This window comes from uncultured Nostoc sp. (assembly GCF_964245445.1).
Taxonomy (GTDB): Bacteria; Cyanobacteriota; Cyanobacteriia; order Cyanobacteriales; family Nostocaceae; genus Nostoc.
Window position 1 is genome coordinate 38,530 of the sequence record NZ_CAXTNE010000033.1, and the last position, 3,717, is coordinate 42,246.

General features: G+C 38.2%; 1 protein-coding gene. It reads left to right on the forward strand.

The features are described from left to right. Positions 1-248 precede the first annotated feature (248 nt). Positions 249-3,717: hypothetical protein (locus ACFE90_RS08615; protein ID WP_375499550.1), on the forward strand; the 3,469-nt coding region annotated here is incomplete at its 3' end.

A 3,717-nucleotide genomic window follows, 5' to 3' on the forward strand; every position in this document is an offset into this window, starting at 1 on the left:
ACAACATTAACGGTGTCAGCAAGTGCGGGAGCTACATCAGCAAGTGCGGGAGCTACATCAACAAGTGCGGGAGCCATATCAGCAAGTCCGGGAGCCGTGTCAGTTGTCATTTTGATAAACTACAGCTTTTTACAACTAGCAGAAATCGTCTGTTGTTCTTCCGTTACACACATTCTTTTCCTATTCCCCGTTCGCTGTTCCTTATCTCTACCAATAAATCTAATTTTGCTTAAGTACTTATTTATGTTATGAGTAATCAGCGAGAGCCAGAAAATTTAGCCTTTGACAATGAACGTTCATTGCAAACTCTGGTGCGAACAATTACCCTTTCTCAGGGGGGATTTTCGCTGATTCTGCTGCGCTGTAACTATGCTGATTTACGTCAGCGCATGGTAGAACGCCTACACCAATTATCTCCTGTACACATTCACGAAATTACTTTACCTGCATCAGTCAAAACGCTTTACACAAATATACGCGAACAACTGGGAGATGAACAGCCACCAGCATTAATGGTTTTTGGTTTGGAGTCGGTTAAAGATATTGATACAGTTCTGACTTCAGCTAACCAAGTACGGGAGGAGTTTAGAAAGAACTTCCCGTTTCCGATATTGTTGTGGGTTAATGATTCAGTTCTGCAAAAATTTATTCGATTAGCAACTGATTTAGAGAATTGGGCAACTATCATTGAGTTTGAAAACTCTACCGATGAGTTAGTCAATTTCCTTCAACAAAAAAGTGATGAAATCTTTGCAGGTGATATAACGCCCAATTCCCAAATGTGCCGGGAACTAGAAACTGCCCGTCAAGATTTGCAAAATCGAGGAGAAGTATTAGAAGCTGCACTTCAAGCGAGTTTAGAGTTTTTGCTTGGTTTAAATGATTATCTACATGATCAGATAGATTCTGCTTTAGCACATTATCATCAAAGCTTGGAGTTCTGGCGACAAAGTAATTATTTAGAACGACAAGGTATATTACTCGTTAATATTGCTTCGGCTTATAATCGCCAATCTGAAAAAAATCAGACAGAAAATCAACGCTATTGGCAAGAGTCTAGAAATTACTTTCAGCAAGCTATTGAAATTTTTGAACAAGCACAACTTTCAGATTTAATTGCAAAACATATTACTAAACTGGGTGAAGTGCTACGACGTTTACAAGCATGGTCAGAGTTGCAAAGCCTTGTAGAAAAAGCTCTGCCGCTACATCAAAATTATGGCACATCGTTGCAATTGGCTCAAGATTATGGTTTTTTGGCAGAGGTAGCCTTAGAGCAGTCACAATGGCATGAAGCTTATCAACTTGCTGGACAAGCATTGCAAATATTAGCTGATATAACTAATTTACAATCAAATGAATTTAGTTGGTATCGGTTTATTTTAGCTAAATCTCAACAGTGTTTAGGTCAATTTAAAGTAGCAATTAATAGTTTAAAAGCTGCTAAAGCTGAAAGTAATCATCAGTATAACCCGCAATTATATATATCTATATTAGAAAGGTTACGCTCACTTTACTTTGAACAAGGTGAATATCTTAAAGCTTTTAATATTAAACAAGAACAATTACAAATTGAACAACAGTATGGTTTTCGCGCCTTTATTGGTGCATCTTATCTCAACCCACAGCGACAGGCAATTAATTCTGCACAGTTGCAAGTAGAAAACCCTGAAACCATTGCTCAAGAAATTGCCGCTTCTGGTCGGGGACAAGATGTTAAGCGGTTGCGAGAAAGAATTGGCGGGACTGAGCATAAATTGACTGTAATTCATGGTCAATCAGGAGTGGGTAAAAGCTCGATTTTACAGGGTGGATTAATCCCGGCATTGCAACAGGAAACAATTGGTGAGCGAGATGCTTTACCTATTTTGTTGCGAGTTTATACAGATTGGGTGGGGGTATTGGGGCAGAGTATGGCTCAGGCTTTTGAGGAAGTCAGAGGTAATCAATTATTTGCTAATCTTGATTCTTCAGCAGCTATTTTAGAACAATTACGGAAAAATGCTGACCGGAATTTGTTGACAGTTTTAATGTTTGACCAGTTTGAGGAGTTTTTCTTTGTTTATCCAGACCAAGGTCAACGACGAGCATTTTATGAGTTTTTGCAAGTTTGTTTAGATATTCCTTTTGTAAAAGTAATTCTATCTTTACGGGAAGATTATTTACATTATTTATTAGAATTTGAGCGTTTGTTTGATTTAAATGTAATTAATAATAATATTATTGATAAAAATATTCGCTATTATTTGGGTAACTTTTCACCAGATGATGCTAAAGCAGTTGTGCAGAGTTTAACAGAACGTTCTCAATTTTATCTTGAACCTGAGCTAATTAATCAATTAGTACAGGATTTAGCAGGCGAATTGGGGGAGGTTCGTCCGATTGAGTTACAAATTGTTGGGACGCAATTGCAAACTGATAAAATTACAACTTTAGATAAGTATCGTCAATTTGGCACTAAAGAAAAACTGGTTGAGCGATTTTTAGAAGAAGTCATCCATGATTGTGGCTTAGAGAATGAACAGGTTGCTCGACTGGTTTTATATTTACTCACAGATGAAAATGGTACTCGTCCCCTCAAGACTCGTGCTGAGTTAGCCGCAGATTTGGCAGCAGAAGCCGATAAACTAGATTTGGTGTTAGAAATTTTTGTAGTATCAAGATTAGTGTTGCTATTACCAGAATCGCCGGTTGACCGTTATCAACTGGTGCATGATTATTTAGTATCTTTTATTCGCCAACAACAGGGCAATGAAATATTAGCAGAATTAACTAGAGAGCGAGAACAACGCTTGCAAGCAGAAGAGAAGTTGAAGTTTGAACAGGATGCAAAGCAGATATTAGTTAATGCTCAACAAGAAGCCAAGCGGCAAATTCGCCAAGGGCGGATGCAGTTGAGAGTGAGTTCTGGTTTAGCGGTATGTCTATTATTATTTGCAGGTATATCATCTTTATATGCATTGAATCAAATTCAATTTGCTAAGGATGCTGATGGTAAAAAGCAAGAGGCAGAAAATAAAGTTAAAACGGCTGAAGCTAAATACAAGTTAGTAAATCAAAACTTGCAAGTTATGCAAAAACAACAGCTAGTAATACAGAATAAAGCGCATGAATTAGAAACTAAAAAGAAAGATGCAGAGCAAAAGTTTCAAGCAGCGCAGAAGAATCAGCAAGCCGCAGAAAGAGAATCAAAATTAGCAAAACAGAAAACTCAACAGGCAAACCAAAACCTTGCTGCTGCTAAAGCAGACTTGGAAGAGGTAAACCAGAAAGCCTCAGAATTACAAGAGAAAAATGCCCAAGCACAGGAAAGCATTAAAACGGCAAGCGAAAAAATAAAAACTGCTGAGGTAAGATTACAACAAGCCGCGACAAAACAACAGCAAGCAGAATCTCAAGCTCAACAAGCCCAAACCACTCTCAACCAAGCGCAAACAAAACTTGCACAAGCACAGAAAGCAACAGAAGGAGCAGAAGCAGCACAAAAAGAAGCACAAAAGGGAACGGAATTAGAACGGGCTGGAGTTAATGCCTTAAGACAGTTTGAGTATGCCGAGTTAGAATCGCTGGTGGCAGCAATGCAGAGTGGGAAAGAGCTAAAAAATTTGGTAAAAGATGGTCGCCCTTTAGAAAAATATCCAGCTATCAGCCCTATTTTTGCTTTGGATAGTATTCTCAATAAAATTAAAGAACGTAACCAGTTCCAAGGGCATCAAG